This is a genomic window from Streptomyces hoynatensis (assembly GCF_003626535.1).
GTDB lineage: Bacteria > Actinomycetota > Actinomycetes > Streptomycetales > Streptomycetaceae > Streptomyces > Streptomyces hoynatensis.
On sequence record NZ_RBAL01000003.1, the window covers coordinates 331,905 to 350,250 of the forward strand.

The 18,346-nt window shown below is 73.9% G+C and carries 15 protein-coding genes; 7 read left to right on the top strand and 8 right to left on the bottom strand.

Annotated features, from left to right (window positions below):
• From D7294_RS07305 to D7294_RS07320, 4 genes are all read right to left on the bottom strand, one after another.
• Nucleotides 1–1,716 (bottom strand): ABC transporter ATP-binding protein, encoded by a 1,716-nt coding sequence (locus tag D7294_RS07305; protein ID WP_120676756.1) that lies wholly within the window; start codon nt 1,714–1,716, stop codon nt 1–3.
• A gap of 161 nt (nt 1,717–1,877) precedes the next feature.
• Nucleotides 1,878–2,783 (bottom strand): aminoglycoside phosphotransferase family protein, encoded by a 906-nt coding sequence (locus D7294_RS07310; RefSeq protein ID WP_120676758.1) that lies wholly within the window; start codon nt 2,781–2,783, stop codon nt 1,878–1,880.
• Complete coding sequence (locus tag D7294_RS07315) at nt 2,780–3,616, bottom strand: inositol monophosphatase family protein (RefSeq protein ID WP_241562169.1); 837 nt, start codon at nt 3,614–3,616, stop codon at nt 2,780–2,782. The genes D7294_RS07310 and D7294_RS07315 overlap by 4 nt, the downstream gene beginning before the upstream one ends.
• A 1-nt stretch (nt 3,617) precedes the next feature.
• Nucleotides 3,618–4,424 (bottom strand): LamG domain-containing protein, encoded by an 807-nt coding sequence (locus D7294_RS07320; RefSeq protein ID WP_158674577.1) that lies wholly within the window; start codon nt 4,422–4,424, stop codon nt 3,618–3,620.
• 177 nt (nt 4,425–4,601) lie between these two features.
• Between D7294_RS07320 and D7294_RS07325 the strand changes: the two genes are divergently transcribed.
• Nucleotides 4,602–5,765 (top strand): glycosyltransferase family 2 protein, encoded by a 1,164-nt coding sequence (locus tag D7294_RS07325; protein ID WP_120676763.1) that lies wholly within the window; start codon nt 4,602–4,604, stop codon nt 5,763–5,765.
• Nucleotides 5,766–5,815: 50 nt separating this feature from the next.
• Here the strand turns inward: D7294_RS07325 and D7294_RS07330 are convergent, their stop codons facing one another.
• A complete protein-coding gene (locus D7294_RS07330; RefSeq protein WP_120676765.1) occupies nt 5,816–6,715 on the bottom strand; it encodes a TauD/TfdA dioxygenase family protein in 900 nt (299 codons plus the stop codon).
• Between the two features lie 215 nt (nt 6,716–6,930).
• Between D7294_RS07330 and D7294_RS07335 the strand changes: the two genes are divergently transcribed.
• Genes D7294_RS07335 through D7294_RS07345 form a run of 3 tightly spaced genes read left to right on the top strand, consistent with a single transcriptional unit; the run spans nt 6,931 to nt 9,475 of the window.
• Complete coding sequence (locus tag D7294_RS07335) at nt 6,931–7,665, top strand: SDR family oxidoreductase (protein ID WP_120676767.1); 735 nt, start codon at nt 6,931–6,933, stop codon at nt 7,663–7,665.
• Between the two features lie 47 nt (nt 7,666–7,712).
• Complete coding sequence (locus D7294_RS07340; RefSeq protein ID WP_120676769.1) at nt 7,713–8,480, top strand: phytanoyl-CoA dioxygenase family protein; 768 nt, start codon at nt 7,713–7,715, stop codon at nt 8,478–8,480.
• Entirely contained in the window at nt 8,477–9,475 is a 999-nt protein-coding gene (locus tag D7294_RS07345) for a Gfo/Idh/MocA family protein (RefSeq protein WP_158674578.1), read from the top strand. Before D7294_RS07340 ends, D7294_RS07345 begins: the two co-directional genes overlap by 4 nt.
• A gap of 63 nt (nt 9,476–9,538) precedes the next feature.
• On the opposite strand, the gene D7294_RS07350 is transcribed toward D7294_RS07345, so the two are convergent.
• The gene (locus D7294_RS07350) at nt 9,539–10,987 is read right to left on the bottom strand and encodes a beta-N-acetylhexosaminidase (protein ID WP_120676773.1); all 1,449 of its coding nucleotides are present in this window, start codon (nt 10,985–10,987) and stop codon (nt 9,539–9,541) included.
• A 584-nt stretch (nt 10,988–11,571) separates the two neighbouring features.
• On the opposite strand from D7294_RS07350, the gene D7294_RS07355 reads away from it, so the two are divergent.
• The gene (locus D7294_RS07355; RefSeq protein WP_120676775.1) at nt 11,572–12,792 is read left to right on the top strand and encodes a helix-turn-helix domain-containing protein; all 1,221 of its coding nucleotides are present in this window, start codon (nt 11,572–11,574) and stop codon (nt 12,790–12,792) included.
• A 147-nt stretch (nt 12,793–12,939) separates the two neighbouring features.
• On the opposite strand, the gene D7294_RS33660 is transcribed toward D7294_RS07355, so the two are convergent.
• Entirely contained in the window at nt 12,940–13,722 is a 783-nt protein-coding gene (locus tag D7294_RS33660) for a rhamnogalacturonan acetylesterase (RefSeq protein WP_120676777.1), read from the bottom strand.
• Between the two features lie 313 nt (nt 13,723–14,035).
• Between D7294_RS33660 and D7294_RS07365 the strand changes: the two genes are divergently transcribed.
• Complete coding sequence (locus D7294_RS07365; RefSeq protein WP_158674579.1) at nt 14,036–15,499, top strand: pectinesterase family protein; 1,464 nt, start codon at nt 14,036–14,038, stop codon at nt 15,497–15,499.
• Nucleotides 15,500–15,615: 116 nt separating this feature from the next.
• A complete protein-coding gene (locus D7294_RS07370) occupies nt 15,616–16,836 on the top strand; it encodes a hypothetical protein (RefSeq protein ID WP_206619475.1) in 1,221 nt (406 codons plus the stop codon).
• 64 nt (nt 16,837–16,900) lie between these two features.
• On the opposite strand, the gene D7294_RS07375 is transcribed toward D7294_RS07370, so the two are convergent.
• The gene (locus tag D7294_RS07375) at nt 16,901–18,283 is read right to left on the bottom strand and encodes a glycoside hydrolase family 28 protein (protein ID WP_120676783.1); all 1,383 of its coding nucleotides are present in this window, start codon (nt 18,281–18,283) and stop codon (nt 16,901–16,903) included.
• Between the last annotated feature and the right edge of the window lie 63 nt (nt 18,284–18,346).

The window sequence follows — 18,346 nt, forward strand, 5'->3', positions numbered from 1 at the left end:
TCAACGGGCCATCTCCAGCAGGCGGGCGAAGCGGCTCTCCGGGTCCGCGGCCAGCGCCTCGCGCCGGCCGTACTCGACGATCGCGCCGTCCTCGACGACGGCGATCGTGTCCACGTGGGACAGCGAGGAGAGCCGGTGGGCGATCAGCAGTCCGGTGCGGGCGGCAAGCAGCCGGTCCATGGCCCGCTCGACGCGCCGCTCCGAGGCCGGGTCGAGGCGGCTGGACGCCTCGTCCAGCACGACGAGCCCCGGCTCGGTGAGGAAGGCGCGGGCGAAGGCGAGCAGCTGGGCCTCGCCCGCCGACAGCGCGGACGCGCCTTCCAGCTCGGTGTCGAGACCGGCGGGCAGGCCGGCCAGCCACTCGCCGAGGCCGACCTCCTCCAGGACGCGGCGCAGCCTGGCGTCGTCGCCCGGTTCGCGGAAGAGGGTCAGGTTGTCGCGGACGCTGGCCGCGAACACCTGGACGTCCTGGGGCACGAGGCAGATCCGCCGCCGCAGCGAGCCGGGATCGGCCTCGCGCAGGTCCACCCCGCCGACGAGGACCGCGCCCCGCGCCGGATCGTGGAGCCGCAGGACGAGCCGCCCGAGGGTGGTCTTGCCGCTCCCGGTGCGGCCCACCAGGCCCAGCGTCTCGCCGGGCGCCAGCGAGAGCGTGACCCGGGACAGGACCGTCTTCTCGCCGTACGCGAAGCTCACCCCCTCGAGCCGCAGGGCGAGGGGGCCCTCCGCGGGCAGCGGCACCGGGGCGGCCGGCTCGGGAAGCGTACGGCGCTCCGCCAGCAGCCCGGCCACCCGCGCCACGCCCGCCAGCGCCCGCTGATACTGCTTCAGCTGGTCGATCAGCCGCTCCAGCGGCGCGCGCACCATCTGGGTGTACTGGAACAGCAGCACGGCGGTGCCGACCGTGATGGTGCCCGACGCGCTGCGCCAGGCGGCGAGGCCGAGCACCAGCGCGGTGCCGCAGGCGAAGGCCACCGAGGTGGCGCCGACGATGCCGCTGCCGATCCGCTCGGACCGAAACCACGCCCGGTATGTCGCGGAACTGGCCTCGTGGAGGCGGTTCACCGTGTGCTCCCCGGCGCCGTTGGCCCTGATGTCCCCCGCGCCCGCGACGCGTTCCTCCAGGAAGCCGAAGAGCGCCGCGCTCTGCTGCCGGGTCCGCTCGCCCGAGGGCACGGCCCTGCGCTGGGCGCGGGCCATGCCAAGGCCGATCGCCGCGTAGCAGATCAGCAGCGCCCCGCCCACCGCCGGGTCCACGGTGAGCACGATCGCGACCACGCCGGTCAGGAGGAGGGCGCCGGCCACGACGTCGAGCAGGAAGGCCACGACGAAGTCCGCGATGGCGACCACGTCGCCGTCCACCCGCTCGATCATCTCGCCCGGCGAGTGCCTGCCGTGGAAGCCCATGTCGAGCCCCAGGGCGTGCGCGGCGAGCCGCACGCGCAACCGGTTGGTGCCGTCCCACGCCACGCGGCTCGCCAGCCAGGCGCCGGCCAGGGAAACCCCCTGGCCGGCCAGGGCGAGCCCCAGGTAGGCGGAGGCGATGAGCAGCAGGTGTCCCGTGCCCGCGCCGCCGAGGGCGTCGTCGACGAACCGGCGCGTCAGCAGCGGCGCCATCAGCGGCAGCGCCGTGCCGGCCAGGATCGCGGCACCGAGCGCCACGAGGAGGCGGGAGCCGGGGTGCAGCGCCTTCAGGGCGGTCTTGCTCGCGGGCATCGTCGACACGAAGCGAGGCACCTCAGGCGTAGGGTTTGCCGGCCGCGGGCGGGTGTGCCGCGCGCAGTCACCCACGAGCTCCGGGCGACCACCGAGAGTAGACCAGACCCGGCCCGGAGAGGACAACTCCATTATCCCGCGGGGGGGATTGGCCGGGCCGGCTACCCGAGGTCGGCGAGCACCTCGCCGATCATGTGCCGGGCGCGCCGGGTGATCACCGGGCTGCTGTGCAGGTAGTAGGGGAGGGCGATGAGGGCCACCGACAGGGCCCAGCCGCGGCCGCGCGCCCAGGTCGCCTCGTCGGCCCCGAGCGCCGCCCGGAAGGCGTCCCGGCTGTCCCCGGTGAAGTACTCCCAGGCGATGAGCAGGTCGCACGCCGGGTCGCCGACGCCGAGGCCGCCGAAGTCGATGACGGCGCTGAGCCGTCCCTCGCGCACCAGGAGGTTGCCGGCCGACAGGTCGCCGTGGACCCAGACGCCGGGGCCGGACCAGGCCGGGGCCGCGAGGGCGCTTTCCCAGGCCGCGGTGGCGGCGGCCGTGTCGATGACGCCCTCCAGGTCGGCGAGGGCCCGGCGGACGTTCGCGTCCCGGTCGGCCAGGGGCACGCCCCGGAAGAAGTTGTGGTGCCCGGGGGCGGGGCCGCCGCTCGCGTCGGCGCGGCCGAGGGCGGTGATGAAGCCGGCCAGGTCCCGGGCCACCTCCTGCCTGCCGGTGACGTTGTCCAGGGTGGCGTTCTCGCCCTCAAGCCACCGGTACACCGACCAGTTCCACGGGTAGCCCCCGCCGGGTTTGCCCTTCCCGAGGGGCAGCGGGATCTGCAGCGGCAGGCCGGGGGCGAGCCGCGGCAGCCAGGTCTGTTCCTTGTCCACCTGCCCGGCGGCGCCGGGAATGCGGGGGAGCCGTACGGCCATGTCCTGGCCGAGCCGGTAGATGGCGTTGTCCGTGCCGGCCGAGGGGACCGGCTTCAGGGGGAGTCCCGCCCACTGCGGGAACTGGGCGGCGACGAGGTCGCCCACGAGGGCCACGTCGATGTCGATCTCGTTCGCGTGCAGCTTTCCTGCGGTCACGAAATCCCTTCCGGATCAGGAGGCCGGTGCGCCTCGCGGCGTGGTGAGCGGGGAGGGCGGGCGGCCGACAGCAGCTCCCGCAGGTCACCGTACAGGGCAGGCCCGGCGGCCAGGACGCCCGAGCCGAGGGGGGAGACGACCCCGCCCGCCTCCCGCACGAGGAGCGCCCCGGCCCGCCAGTCCCAGGGGAAGAGCTCGTCCTCGTAGAAGCCGTCGTACCGGCCGGCGGCGGTCCAGCACAGGTCGAGCGCGGAACTGCCGCTCGACCTGAGGTCCCGCACCCGGGGCAGCAGGCGGGGCAGCACCGCGGCCTGCCGCGCCCGGGAGCCGGGCCGGTAGGAGAACCCGGTGGCGACCAGGGCGAGGGGCAGGCCGACCGCGTCGTTCACCGCGATTGCCGCGCCGTTGAGACGCGCGCCGCCGCCCCGCACGGCGGTGAACGTCTCGGCCCGCGCGGGGTCGTGGACCACGCCGACGACCGTCCGCCAGCGGCCGGCGGCGCGTTCCTCGCAGGCGATGCTCACGACGTGGTGCGGGATGCCGTACAGGTAGTTCACCGTCCCGTCGAGCGGGTCTATCGTCCACCGCACGCCGCTGTCCGGCGGCCGGTCCTCCCCCTCCTCCCCGATGAGGCCGTCGCCCGGACGCTCGGCCGCGATCAGCCGCCGGATGGCCGACTCGCTCGCCCGGTCCGCGTCGGTGGCGGGGTCGGTCGGCTGGGACTTGAGCCGCACCCCGGTGGGGCGGCCGGCGCGTGCGGCGATCTCGGACGCCCCGCTGCGCGCGGCGCGCAGCGCGAGGCCGAGCAACTCGCCGTACGGGGACGGCGGCACGTCAGCGGCGGGCCGGGGCGCCCGTGGCGGCGAGCTGCGCGGCGTCCTGGGCCGTGAGCACGCCGGAGAAGGCATGCACCGGTCCGACCGAGCCGGGCCACAGGTCGGCGGGGTGGTCGAGGTAGCGGCCGTGGCCGATCTGGAGGCCGCCCCCGGCCTGCCAGTACGTCCACTCCGCGGGCAGCTGCGCCTCCCCCTGCTCCCGCCGCTCGGGCAGGTAAAGGCGGGTCCTGCGGCCGGCCACGTCGAAGGCCGCGACCAGCAGCACCCACCGGTCGAGGTCGGCTTCGGTCAGGGGCGTGGCGGAGCGTGCGTGCTGCCACTCCAGCAGGCCGGTGACGCTTCCGTCGACCGGGGCGCTGGTGAAGCACCAGCGCAGCACGGAGCCGGTGCCGCCGCCGGGGACTGCCTCGGGGAACCTGCGGACCCCGAGGTAGAAGGGGCTGTGCGAGGGGCCGTTCTGGCTCACCGCCGTCCAGGCGTGCTCGCCCTCCGGCATCCGCAGCCGGCCGCCGAGCGCGGCGCCGTCCAGGCGCAGCCACGCCGAGACGCTGAAGCCGGCGTCGGTCCGCAGCGGCGGGTGCGCGGTGACCGGGCCGGCTGCGGTGCCCCCGATGCGGATCGCGCCGCCGAATCTGCCGCCCGCGGTCCACGCCGCGGGATCGACGCCGGTGAGGTGGCGGCCGTTGCCCGAGGAGTCGGCGGCGGTGTCTCCCGCTTCCTCGTCGAACAGCCAGCTGCCCTCGGCGCGGATCGGGCTGCCGGTGTCACGGAGGTCGCGCGGTGCTGCGGACGATGCGGTGCCCATGTCGGTCAAGGGAACTCCCGTGTCGCGGTGGAGGTGGGCCGGGCGGCGGCCGGCGTGCGCCGGCGGCACGCCCCATGAGGTTGCCATTTCTTGGCACCCTGAGGCAAGGTTTTTGCCCAAGGTGACCATGCCGGGCTCGCGCCCCGGGGCGGTTCGGCCCTGACCGGAGGAGGGTCCGTGAACGACGTCAAGCTCAGCCTGGTGATCCCGTACAAGGGGCGCCTGGCCAACCTCAGGACCGTCTTCGAGGCCCTCGCCCACCAGACCATGGACGGCTCCGAGTTCGAGGTCCTGGTGGGCGCCATGGAGTACTCCGAGGAGTACGTCGGAGCCTGCCGGGAGTTCACCGGCCGGCTCAACATCGTGTCGGTGCTCTCGGCCGCGGAGTTCGAGATCCCGCGCGCGAGGAACCTGGGCATGCGGCAGGCCACGGGCGAGGTCGTCGTGCAGATGGACGCCGACACGCTGCTGGCCCCCGGGGCCCTGCAAAACCTCTACGACCGGCACTTCTCATTCGGGCAGGACGTGTGCGTGGTGGGACAGGTGGTCGGCTACGGCAACAACGACCGCGACGTCACCTCCGTGGACGTGCGTCCCTACGCCCACTACCGCGCGGCGCTTGAGGAGCTGGGGCGCGCCGGAGGGGCCGGCGGGGACCCCCGCTTCCTGGTCCCCCACGTAGTGCCGTGGGCCTTCGCCTGGACCGGGCTGATCGCCCTGCGGCTGGCGACCGTGCGGGCGAACGGCCTCTACTTCGACGAGAGCTTCCACGGCTGGGGCGTCGACGACCTGGAGTGGGGCTACCGGATCTGCGCCACCCACACCCCCATCGTGCTGCGGCCCGACGTGTACGCCCTCCACCTGCCGCACCTGCGCGACCGGGCGGCCAACGAGCGCACGGAGCGGGCCAACTACCGGCGCTTCCTGCGGAAATGGCCCGCACCCGACGTGGAACTGGCCCACGCCTTCGGGGACGTGGCGGCCAACGCCCGCTTCCTCGGGTACCTGGAGGAGCTGCGGAAGGTGACCGGCGGGCCGCCCGGCTCCCTCGGCGTGGCCCGCGGGAGGGCCTGCGGGCGTGACCTGCTCCTGGTGGGAGTCCTGACGGGCGCGGAGGGGCGGGTGGGCGACCCCGGCCCGTTCGCGATGTTCGACGGGGCCTCCCCGGCCGAGGTGTGGCCGCTGGCCGGCCTGGCCCTGCCCTACGAGGACGGCGAGGTGGCGGAGTGCCGCATCCTGCCGCCGGTCTCCGGCTTCTCCGCGCCCTACCGCAAGGCCATCCGCGCCGAGGCGGAACGGGTCGCGGGCACCGTCGTCCTTCCGGAGGGCGGGGGGTGGTGAACCCGCGGCTTGCCGCGGGGCGTCGAGGCACCCCGCGGCAAGCCGGGGGATCAGGCGGGTCCCGCGTAGTAGGAGGAGGCATCGCCGCGCACCATGACGCCGGGGCGGCCGTCCACCCCGGTGGTGACGCCCCCGGCCACCGAGACCCGCTCGCAACGCCGGTGCCTGGTGCCGTAGTCGTAGACCGCGTAGTGCTGGGTGGCCCGGTTGTCCCAGATGGCCAGGTCGCCCTCGCGCCAGGACCACCGCACCGTGTACTCGGGGGTGGTCGCGTGCTCCTGGAGCACCCGGATCAGGTCGCGGGACGCCTGGGGGGAGAGCCCGGGCACCCGGCGGGCGAAGCCGCCGAGCAGCAGCGCCCGTTCGCCGGTCTCCGGGTGGACGTGCACCGCCGGGTGCTCCGCCTCGAAGATGCGGGAGATGTAGTCGTCGCGCCCCGCGGCCATGGTGGCGTCGGTGTAGTCGGAGTCGTTGCTGTGCACGATGCGCAGCCGGTCGGCGAGCTCGCGCAGCTCGCCCGGCAGACCCTCGTAGGCCGCCACGGAGTTGGCCCAGATCGTGTCCCCGCCGACCGGCGGGATCACCACGCCGTGCAGCAGCAGGAAGGCCGGCGGCCGGTCGACGAAGGTGAGGTCGGTGTGCCAGTGGTTGGCCCGGGTGCCCTTCGCCGAGTCGATCTCCCGCAGGTAGGGCCGCTCCGCCGGGGCCGCGAAGATGGGGTGACCCGACACCAGGTCGCCCAGCCGCCGGGCGAAGGCGACCTGCGTGGCGTAGGTCAGGGGCTGGTCGCGCAGGAAGACGACCTTGTGCGCGAGCAGCGCCCGGCGGATCTCCCCGACGGTGCCGGAGTCGAGGGGCACGCTGGTGTCCACCCCCGTGATCTCGGCGCCGATGTTGCCGGCCAGCTGCCTCACTTCGATACCGCTCGTGACGGTGGGCGTCTCAGTCATGGTGCACATCCCTTTCTGACCGAACCGAGGGGGGAGAGGGCCGAGGGCGCGTCGCCGGCCCGTGCGCCGCGCGGCGGGCCCCGCGGGGCCGCCCGAGGCCCCGTGCTGCCAAATTCGGCTACCATGTTGCCTAAAGTTGTCGAATGTGGCAATGTCATGGGCGGGTCACCCCCAGGGGCGGGCAGGCCCCGGCCGAGAGACGGGAAGAGCTGCCGATGACATCGAACGGCGTCGCGCTGGTCACCGGGGCCAACAGAGGGCTGGGCAAGGAAACCGGGCGTCAGCTGGCGCGCGGGGGCTGGACCGTGGTCCTCGGCAGCCGCGACACCGGGCGCGGCGCCGAGGCCGCACGGGAACTCGCCACGGCGGGCGAGGTGGTGCCGATCCCGCTCGACGTGACGGACCCCGCCGGCGTCCGGGCCGCCGCGACGTGGCTTGAGCGCACGTACGGACGGCTCGACGTGCTGGTCAACAACGCCGGGGTCACCGCGGACGCCCTCGCCCTGGACACGAAGGCCGCCGAACTGCGGCACGTCTTCGAGGTGAACGTCTTCGGGGTGGTCACCGTCATCCACGAGACCCTCCCCCTGCTGCGCAGGTCCCCCGCCCCCCGCATCGTCAACGTGTCGAGCACCACGGCCTCGCTCGGCCTGACCAGCGAGGGGCACGACCTGCCAGGCGACGCGGAACGGCGGCTCGCCTACGCGAGTTCCAAGGCCGCGCTCAACATGCTCACCGTCCAGTACGCCCGCGCGTTCGGCCGTGACCCCGCGCTGGCACACGTGAAGATCAACGCGGCGAGCCCCGGCTACACGGCGACCGACATGAACGGCCATCGCGGCACGCGCACCGTCGCCGAAGGAGCGCGTGCCCTCGTCGCGCTCGCCCTGCTGCCCGACGACGGACCCACGGGCCGTTTCTTCGACGATCGGGGTCCCCTGCCCTGGTAAGGCCCACCCCCCTTTTCACCACGCCCGGCAACCCTGGGAGGAGAATCATGAAGGCGAGCCCCCGTCCTCAGGAAGATCCCGGCGGGCCGACGTTGACCGCGGAGCAGCGCCGGATTCTCGAAGACGACGGATACGTCGTCCTCCCGGACGTCCTCACTCCCGAGGAATGTGATCTGCTGAGCGAGAAGACGGACGAGATGTGGGAGGCGGAAAAACAGCGCCCGCGCCGTTACACCGTAGAGGCCGGGGTCCGCTTCACGGACAACCTGCTGCGCTACTCCACGATATTCGAAAGATGTCTCCTCGACCCGCTGGTGCTGGACGGCGTACGCGCCGTTCTCGGCGACGACATCCACTACTACCTCATCAACGGCCGCCGCGCGGACCCGGGTTATGGAAAACAACCGCTCCACGACCTGAAGCGCGAGCGCGGCAGGCCGTTCCGCACCTGCAACACCATATGGTGCCTCGACGAATTCACCGAGGCCAACGGAACGCGGGTGGTCCCCGGCAGCCATCTCACCGCGGAGCCCTACGTGAGCAGGTGCGTGGACCCGCTCCGGCCGCATCCCGACGAGACCCGGGTCCTGGCGCCGCGCGGGGCCGTGGTCGTCTTCAACTCCCACCTCATCCACGGCGGCAGCGAGAACCGCGGCGACACGCCCCGCCGGTGCATCCACAGCGCATACGCCGTCAGGAGCGTGCGCCCCAACTACGACTGGCGGCTGCTCCCCGACGAGATCAAGGCCGGGCTGAAGCCGGAAAGCCTCGCCCTGCTCGGCCTCGACCGGCCGGGAGAAGGCGGCGCCAGGTGAAGGACTCCCTGGGCATCGCCGTCGTCGGATACGGGCAGACGGCGGGCATCCACACCCGGCTCCTGGGCGGCGAGGGGCACCGGCTGGCCTGGCTGATCGGCCGCCTGCCGGAACGGGCCGCGGCCTTCGCCGCGAAGCACGGCTTCGCCCGCCACTCCACGCACCTGCGGCACGCCCTTCAGGACCCCGCCGTGGACGCGGTGGTCCTCTGCACGCCGAGCCCGCAGCACGCGGAGCAGGCGGCGGCCTGCCTGGCGGCGGGCAAGCACGTCCTGGTGGAGATCCCGCTGGCGATGAGCCACGCGGAGGGGGCACGGCTCGCCCGCACGGCGCGCGACCTGGGCCTGACCCTGATGGTGGCCCACGGGCACCGCTATCAGCCCGCACTGCGCACCGTGCGCGAGCGCGTCGCCCGCGGCGAGCTGACCCCGCACAGCATCACGGCCAGGTACCTCCTGCTGCGGCGGGAGAACGTCGGCTCGGGCGGCTACGTGCGCTCCTGGACGGACAACCTGCTCTGGCACCACGGCCAGCACTCGACGGACATGGTGCTGTGGCTGCTGGGCGTCGAGGAGCCGGGGCAGGTGGAGGTCACCGCCGTGCACGCGCTGCCCGACCGCAGGCTCGGCATCCCCATGGACATCTCCCTCACGCTCAAGACCCGCCGGGACCAGCTGGGGATCGTGTCCATGTCCTACCACAGCCGGGTCCCGGTCTACGACTACGTCCTCGTCTGCGAGGAGGACACCCTCGTCATCGAGAACGGGGTGCTGCGCGACCGGGACGGCGTGCTCTACGACCCGAGGCAGGACCCCACGGAGAACCGGGACAGCTGGCTGCTCCAGGACCGGGAGTTCGCCGCCGCGGTGCGCGAGCGGCGCCCGCCGGCCATCAGCGCGGAGTCGGTGCTGCCCGCCCTCGACGCGCTGCAACGTGCCCAGGACGCCTACGACGCCTCGCTGCCGCCCGGGGCCACGCACCCCGTCTTCCGCTGACCGCGGGCGCCGGCCCGCCGCGCGACCGCCGCCGCATTCGGCGGGCGGCCGGCGGCGGGCTCGCTATGCCGCCGTCAGCGGCCGGTAGTTGACGCCGAGGCGGTCGAGCAGGGGCAGGTGCCCCCGCAGCCGCCGCCGGAAGCCCGCCGGGTCCTTGCGCCCCGCGGACCACCCGACCTCGGCGAGGGCGGCGAGGCGCGGGAAGGCGCGCCACTCGACCAGGTCCGTCGTCGGCAGGTACTCGCACCAGACCTGTCCCTGGACGCCCAGGACCCCGGGGGGCGGCTGGTACAGGTACACCTTCTCCAGCGGCAGCCCCCCGCCGATCGCCGGCGGCTCGCCCGGCGAGTCGGCCTCCGCGTAGTCCAGGTACGTGTACTCGCACGGGGCGGCGACGACCTCGTATCCGGCCCGCAGCGCCGCCTCGACCCGCCCCGCGTCCTGCCAGGCGAAGACAGTCGCCGAGGGGACGCCTTCCTCGACGACTTCGTCCCACACCGCGGCGCGCCGGCCGGCCGCCTGCACATGGGACGCGAGCAGCCGGGACCACCAGCCCAGCAGCCGGCCGGTGCCCTCCAGCCCCTCCGCCGCGGCGCGCGCGCGGGCCGCCGCGCTGTCCGCCCACTCGTCGCCCGGCACCTCGTCGCCGCCGATGTGCACGTGGGAGAAGGGGAAGACCGCCATCAGCTCGTCCAGCACGTGCCGGACGAAGGCGACCGTCTCGTCCGACACGTTGAGCACGTGGCGGGATATGCCCCACTGCTCGCGCACCGGCAGCCGGCGCCGCGGGTCGTTGCCGAGCCAGGGATACGCGGCGATCGCCGCCTGCATGTGCCCGGGCGCGTCCACCTCGGGCATGACGCTCACGCCCCGCGCCTCGGCGTAGGCGACGAGGTCCCGCAGCTCGCGCTGCGTGTAGAAGCCCCCGTGCGGGACGCCGTCGGTCCTGCCCTCCCGCAGGTGGCCGGCGCTGGAGCCGGCGCGGAATCCCCCGATCCCGGTGAGCCGCGGAAAGCGCCGGACCTCGAACCGCCACCCCTGGTCGTCCGTGAGGTGCAGGTGCAGCACGTTCAGTTTGTGCAGCGCGAGCAGGTCCACGTAGCGGCGGAGGAACGGCAGCGGGTGGAACCAGCGGGCGACGTCCAGGTGCGCTCCCCGCCAGGGGTACCTGGGCCGGTCCGTGATCTCCACGCACGGGAACCTGGCCTCGCCCTCGCCAGGCGACAGCTGCCGCAGGGTCTGGACGGCCCAGCGCAGCCCGTGCACGGCGGTCGCCGTGGCCCGCACGCCCGTTTCGCTCACGCTGAGCCGGTAGCCCTCGGCTCCCCATTCCGGCTCGTCCACGAGCCGGAACTCGATCTCGCCTCCTGCGCCGGTGATCCCGAGCACCTCGCGTGCCAGAGCGGCGACCTGTGCGGGTCCCCTTACGCCGGTTTCCGGGCCGGCACGGAAGTGTCCCGGGCGGATCTCGACGCTCTCGGGACGCGGTATGAGGGGGAGCGGTGAACTCATCGCCCGACGCCATCGGAGAGGGAAACCGGCGCGGGAAGCGGCCGCCGCCGCCCGCCTCCTTCCCGGCGCGTCCCCGGGAAAGTGCGCATGTTCAACAGTCCACTCCTCTCACGTATGCGGAGGCCGTCCCCGGGTCTTTTGCCGCACTGCGTCGCGGAGGATGGAATTGCCTCGGCGGATCTTGCGTTGCTGCGGCCGGAGCCCGGCCGGAGCGGCCAGTCGATATCCTCGTCGGGTAAGGACGAGGCGATAACCGTCGGTGATGTCAGCATTCTTCCCCCGCGTGAACCCTGGCAACGGGTGAACGCAACGAAGTTATACTGTGTGCCATTTCATGGCAACACCCCCCGTTCGGCGGGGAGTGAATTTTTCCCACACGCGACTCGACATGCCTTCCCGTAATGCGGCCGAGGCCATGCGGGCGGAACAGAAGGTATGACCTATTTGCGAGCATTGAGGGTGTGCGCCTGTGAAGCCGGGGAGGGGTGCCGGGGGTGGCTGGGCGCCCCCTCGCCGCGCGCCCCGGCGGGCGCCTGTTGACCTTGATTTGCGGAAAGTTGCCAAGTCGGGCAGCGTTTGGCACTATGAACGCATTGGAGCAACCAGGGTTCGGGCGCAGGCTCAAGGCCATGCGGCTTGCCCGCGGGCTGTCGCAACGGTCTCTCGCCGGGGACGGCATGTCCACCGGTTATCTGTCACGCCTTGAGTCCGGGGCCCGGCCCCCGACGAAGCAGGCCGTGGCCTACCTCGCCGAGCGACTCGGCGTCTCGCCGGCCGAGTTCCGGGAGACCGAGACCCCCTCGCTGGCCCGCGCGATCGCCGAAGCCTCCTACGGGGAGACGCCCGAGGCCGTGACGGTACTCGACAAGCTCGTCGCCACGGCGAGCGACGAGGACCCGGCCCTGCTCTGGCAGGCCCATTGGATACTCGCCGAGGCGAAGCGGCGGCACGGCGACCACGAGGCCGAGGCCGGGTATCTGCACCGGCTCGTCGAGCTGAGCGACGAGCCCGCCGTCCCCGAGCTCCAGGTCCGCGCCCGCACCCAACTCGCCCGGTGCAGGCGGACCCTCGGGGAGATGGAGGAGGCCAGGGCCCTCGCCGCCGAGGCCCTCGGCATCGCCAGGGAGAACGGGCTCTCGGTCTCCGACGTCGCGGCCGCCCTGCTCGTCCTGGTCTCCGCCGAGGCCGAGACCGGGCGCGTTCCCGACGCCAGGGCGCACGCCGACGAACTCAGGGAACTCGTCGGCGGCGCCTCGGGCACGCTCCAGGTGCAGGCGCTGTGGGTCGCCGCCACCGTCTGCGTCCGCCAGGGCGACTACGCGACGGCGCAGGAGCTGCTGCAGGAGGCCCTCGGCCGGCTCGACAGCCGCGACGACATCCTGCTGTGGATGCGGCTGCGGCTGGCGGCGGCCTCGCTCAGCCTGCAACTGCCCGTGCCGCGCACCGAGGCCGCCGCCGCCTGGCTGGACGAGGCCGAGCCGGCCGTCGGCCTGGTCGGCGAGCCCCAGCACCGCCAGCAGCTGGAGGCGCTGCGCGCACACCTCGCCTTCTCCCAGGGGCGCCCCGAGCAGGCCCGCGCCCTGTACGACAGCGTGCACGCGAGCGATCTGCGGCTGTCCTTTCGCGACCAGGTCAAATTGGAGGTCCTGCACAACCGGCTCCTCATCCACGAAGGGCGGCGGAGCGAGGGAATCGCCGGGCTGCGTACCTTGGCGCAGCAGGTCCACGAGAGCTCGAACCTCGATCTCGCGGCCGAGATCTGGCGCATCCTGGCCGACCACCTCGCGGAGCCCTCCGACCGGTGACCCCCCGGCGCGCCGGCCGTCCCCGCCTCGCCGCCCCCCGCCGCACGTCCGCTCGCCTCGCCGCGGGACCGCGGGCGGCCGCGGCGCACGGTCACGCCCCGGTCCCGGCGACCGGGGCAACGCCGCCCCCCCGGGCAGCGGACCGGCTCAGCGTGAACCCCGGGTGTGGGGACGGCGTTCCGGCCAGGTGAGCCACCCGTCGGGGACCTCCTCGTCCAGGCGGCACACCTCGGCCGCCGCCAGCAGCCCGGCCGCGCGCAGGCCCCGCGCCACCAGGCGGGCCACCTCGGCCGCGCCCCGCGGCCCCAGGTGCACGTCGTCCCTGGCGCCCTGCGGGTGGTTGGGGTGGGCGCCGGGTTCGAGCCACAGGAAGGCGTCCTGGGTTCCCTCGGGGCCGAGCCGTTGCCACAGCGCGAGGGTCTGGGCCTGCACGTCGAGCAGCGGCACCCGCTCCGCCGCGGCCAGGTCCCGCACGGCCGCCGGATACTCCCCGTGGGTGGGCAGGGCCCGCCCCGAGGCGCCGAAACTGCGCCGCTCCACCGGGGTGAGCAGCACCGGGCGCCCCCCGCGCTCGCGCGCGGCGCGCACGTAGCGCAGCAGGTGCCGCCGGTAGGACCCGAAGGGCTCGGTGAAGCGCGCGGGGTCCTCGGCCTTCTGGTCGTTGTGGCCGAACTGGATCAGCAGCAGGTCGCCGGGGGCGAGGGCCCCGAGCACCGGCTCCAGCCTGCCCTCGGCCAGGAAGCTGCGCGAACTGCGGCTGTCGAAGGCGTGGTTGTCCACCGCGACGCCGGGGGCGCAGAAGAACGGCAGGGCCATCCCCCAGCCCGCCGCGGGTGCGGCCGACCGCGGCTTGACCGCCGCGGTCGAGTCGCCGACGAGGAACAGGGTGCGGGCGGCGGCCGGTTCGCCGGCCGCCGGCAGTGCGGTCATGGGCAGCTCCTTCGTCGGGGCGGCTGGGGAGGGGCGCCGGCCGGCGGCGCACCGCGGACGCCCGGCGCACCACGGAGGCCCGGGGCGGCGCGGGGCCGGCCGGGGGAGGGGCGGCCGGCCGGCGGGGAAGCGCGGGGGCGGGGAGGGGGCGGCGCGGCGGGGTCGTGAAAGTGCGTGCCCAAGGGGTGGCCAGCATGGCCGAGTTGTGCTTCCATCGCCCTGGTATGCCACCGGAATGACACCTGCATGCTACCAGCGCACGCGGGGTCCGCCGCGCTCACGCTCCCGCACCCCGACCGAAGGAGCCTGCCCCATGCGTCCGTTCCGTCCGCTCCTGGCCCTCGCCGCGGTGGCGATGGCCCTGGTCCCGGCCGTCTCCCAGACCGCGGCCGCCGACTCGGCCGAGCCCCGCTCCGCGCCGGTCCTCGCCCCGCTCGGCGTGGCGGAGGCCGTCTGCGCCGACACCCCGCTGCGGCTGACCTTCGACCGGCCCGTGGAGCTCGGCAGCGCGGGCCAGCTGCAGGTGCACCAGGCCGACGACGGGACCCTGGTCGACATCGTCGACCTCGCCGACCCCGGCACCTACCAGCGCAGCATCGGCGGGGCGCTGACGGACTACGGCGAGGTCCACCGCTGGTTCTACGAGCCGGTGGTGATCGAGGGGAACACCGCCTCGGTGTACCTCCACTACGTCCTCGACCCGGACCGGGAGTACTACGTCACGGTGGACGAGGGCTTCTTCGCCGGCCAGGAGGGCATCACCGACAAGGAGACCTGGCGGTTCCGCACCCGGCCGGCCCCCCGGCGGGGCGCCTCGGAGCTCTCCGTCGACCAGGCGGGCGGCGCGGACTTCTGCACCGTGCAGGGCGCCGTCGACTTCGTCCCCGAGAACAACAGGCACCGGGTCACCATCGACGTGGCGCCCGGCACCTACCACGAGATCGTCTACGTGCCGCAGTCCAAGCCGCACCTGACCGTCCGCGGCCAGGGGGCGGACGACACGGTGATCTCCTACGCCAACAACAGCGTCCTCAACGGGGACTACGCCATGTCCGACGTGCCCGCCAGGCAGAGCTACTGCCCGCGCCGGGTGCTGCCGCAGCCCGACCGCTTCAACTGCTGGCGCGCGACCTTCGGCGTGGACGCCGACGACTTCCGGCTGACGGACGTCACCGTGCACAACACCACGCCGGACGGCGGCTCCCAGGCCGAGGCGTTCCGCGGCAACGGCGACCGGATCGTGCTGGAGCGGGTCAGGGTGCTCAGCCACCAGGACAGCCTGCGGCTCCAGGGCCGCACCTTCATGACCGACAGCTACGTCGAGGGCGACGTGGACTTCGTGTGGGGCGACGGCGGCGTCTTCGTCCAGAACTCCGAGCTGAAGTCCCTCGACATCGGCTACGTCAACCAGGTGCGCAACGACGTGGGCGAGGCGGGCCACGTCTTCGTCAACACCCGCCTCACCCGCGCCGACTCGGTGCCGGACGGCTCGGTCCTGCTCGGCCGGGTGGAGACCGCCCGCTTCCCCGGCAGCCAGCTGGTCTTCATCGACTCGGCCATGGACGCGCACATCGCCCCCGTGGGCTGGGGCATCTCCGACGGCGACTGCTCGGACGCCGGCCAACTCCGCTTCTGGGAGTACGGCAGCACCGACCTGGCCGGGCAGCCGCTCGACGTCACCGGGCGCCTGGCCTGTTCCCGCCAGCTGACCGGGGCCGAGGCCGCCAGGTGGAGCAACCCGGCGACGCTGCTCGACGGCTGGGACCCGCGGCGCTGAACCCGGCCCCCCTCCGGCATGCCACCCCGGCCGGCCACCGGGCCACCCCCGGCGCCGCGAGGCGGCCCGAAGAACCCGACAACCCAGAACACGGTAGGTGATCGCCTATGTCCCCGGTGTCTCGCAGAAGGCTCCTCGGCACGCTCGGCACGGCCGCAGCCGCCACCGGAGCCGCCACCCTCATGACCCCCGCGGCGCACGCCGAGGGCACGCGCGCCGGGGCCGCGGGCGCCGCCCCGGGGGCGGCCCCGGCGCCCCGGCCGGTCGGCCCGGTCAACGCGGAGGTGGCCGCCGCCCACGACCCCGCCTACAAGACCCTCCCGCAGGAGGTCGTCGGCGTGGACGTCGAGGAACTGATGACGGTGCACGCCGAGGAGGACGTGGCCCCGCTGCGGGCCGCCCTGGTCCAGGAGGCGTGGAAGTCGGCCGGCGGGCGCCTGCCCGAGGCCCTGCCCGAGGTCGAACGCGGCGTCGAGGCGCCGGAGTTGCCCGCCTTCGAGGGCGTGCGGAGGATCGACAGGCTCACCGTCTCCCTGCCGTACGGCCTGCGCTCGATCGTCTTCCTGCTGCTGCCGCGGCGCAGCGACCACGGGCGCTTCGCCTTCTACCACAACGGGCACGGCGAGGAGTTCGGCACCATGCAGCGCACCGCGCAGGCGCTGCTCGACGCGGGCTACGGCGTGCTGCTCTTCGCCATGCCCCTCTACCACTGGAACCCGAAGGAACTCCAGGACCCCGCCGACCCCTCCCGCACGGTCACCGTCGAGTCGCACAACGACCTCGTCCCGTGGGAGACCGCCGAGTTCTCCACCCTGCGCTTCTTCCTGGAGCCGCCCGCGGTGGCGATGAACCACGTGCAGCGCACCTACCGGCCGCCCTCGGTGCAGATGATCGGCCTCTCCGGCGGCGGCTGGACCACCACCGTGTACCCGGCCCTCGACCCCCGGGTGACCCGCAGCTACCCGGCCGCGGGCTCGCTGCCCTTCTTCCTGCGCTCCGCCCCGCCCAAGCCCAGCCCCACGACCGGTGACTGGGAGCAGCGCAAGGACAGGCACCCGGCGTTCTACGGCATCTGCGACTTCCCCGACCTGTACGCCCTGGCCGCGGTGGGGGAGAACCGGCGGCAGATGCAGATACTCAACCGCTTCGACGCCTGCTGCTTCAACGGCGTCGGCCACCGCTCCTACGAGGCGGTGGTGCGCCAGCGCATCGAGGTGATCGGCAACGGCCACTGGGAGCTGCTCGAGGACGCCACCCACGGCGAGCACGCGATCAGCCCCTTCGCGCTCTCGGTGATCCTCTGGGACCTCGATGTCGCCTGCGGGCACCTGCCGTAACCCGGCGCGGCGGCACCGCCCCGGGCCGGCCCGGCCCGGCCCGGGGCGGGGGAGGGGCATGCCCTCAGCGCGGCTGGCCGTTCACCACCACGTCGTGCACGCCGAGGCCGGTGACCGACTGCAGCAGGAGGTCCTGCGCGGCCTGTGCGAAGGCCAGGTGGGACAGCCGCACGTCGCGCACCGGCTCCTCGGCCAGGGCCCGCACCCGCACCGGGTACTCGCAGGGGCCGGTCACCGACCAGCGTTCTGCGGTCAGCCGCGACACCTCGGGGATGTCCTCGCCCCCGGTGCCGCCTGCGTACTGGAAGGTCACCTCGAAGGGCACGTACGTCCAGCCGGGCGCCGTCACGTCGGTCACGGTGACGTCGCGCACGTAACCGCCCCTGGTCGGCGTGGACTTGACGTTGAGCACATGGGCGACGGACGCCTCGTCCAGGGTGGGGTCGAGCGGGATGCGCAGCCGCCTGGCGGTGACGTGGGAGACGCCGCCGCTCATCTCGCTGCCGATCGCCACCGCGGCGCCCCCGCTGAGGTAGACGCAGTCCTCGACGAGGATGTCGCGCGAGGGCACCCCCACCCGCCGGCCGTCCCGGTCCCGGCCGGACTTGATGGCGATGCAGTCGTCGTGCGTGGCGAAGGTGACGCGGCTGAGGGTGACGTTCCGGCAGGAGTCGGGGTCGCAGCCGTCGCTGTTGGGGCCCTGGCAGTCGATGGTGACGTCGCGGACGGTGATGTCCCTGCTGAGCACCGGATGGATGTTCCAGAAGGGCGAGTTGCGCAGCGTGACGCCCTCGATGAGGACGTTGCGGCAGGAGTGCGGCTGCAGGAAGCTCGGGCGCAGGTAGTGGCCCGCGCCGAAGACCCGCTCCGCCACCGGGACGCCCTCCTCGCCGAAGCGCTCCAGGGCCTGCCAGTCCTCCAGCTCGCGCGGCATGCCCTGCTCCCAGCCGTACTGGCCCGAGCCCTTCCACGGCCACCAGTGCGCGGTGTCGCTCTGGGCGTCCAGGACGCCGCGGCCGGTGACCGCGATGTCGCGCTGGCGGTAGGCGTAGATCAGCGGCGAGTAGTTGTACGCCTCCACGCCCTGCCAGCGGGTGAGGACGACCGGCAGGTAGGCGGCGGGGTCCGTGCTGAAGAGGACCGTGGCGCCCTCGGCGACGTGCAGGTCCACCCCGCTCAGCAGGTGGATCGCGCCGGTCGCCCAGCGGCCCGCGGGCACCAGGACGTGCCCGCCGCCCGCCCGGTGGCATGCCGCCACGGCGGCGCGGATGGCCTCGGTGCAGTCGGTGACGCCGTCGCCCGCCGCGCCGTAGTCGGTGATCGGGAACCAGGCGTCGGGGAAGCGCGGCGTGGCCGCCGCGGCCCGGCCGGCGGCTGCGGCCAGGGGCAGCGCGGCGCCGGCCAGCGCGCCGAGCCGCAGGACCTGTCTGCGGGCGGGGGTGCTCATGGGAACGTCCTCCTCGGGGGAGCGGGTGCGGGTGCGGGCGGTGGTGCGGGTGGTGCGGGGGAG